Raw genomic sequence first — 243 nt, 5'->3', positions numbered from 1 at the left:
ATTGTACTAACAAATTCACCCTTTTACCTGAAATATACCAAAGCTGCATCAACATTTGATTATGTGATTCTAAAACTTAATAAAACGCTTCCAAATGGAAGCAATAATGTTGTAAATGATCATGATGCAATGGTTTTGACAGCCTATAAGGTCAATCAGGCGGATGATTTTGTGAATATTGAAATATCAGATTATATTAAGAGGTATCTGAACCCATTACCCGATTTTACTTTTTTTACTTCG

Annotated in this window: 1 protein-coding gene; it reads left to right on the top strand. The window is 31.7% G+C overall.

Going from position 1 to position 243, the window contains the following annotated elements:
• The coding region (locus tag SB660_RS23175) for a hypothetical protein (protein ID WP_410584896.1) at positions 1–243 on the top strand (243 nt) is incomplete at both ends.

Source organism: Bacillus sp. SIMBA_005, from assembly GCF_046535585.1.
GTDB classification, from domain to species: Bacteria; Bacillota; Bacilli; order Bacillales; family Bacillaceae; genus Bacillus; species Bacillus pumilus.
The sequence above is the reverse complement of the archived record's forward strand: the minus strand, read 5'-3'. Positions and strand labels throughout refer to the sequence as shown.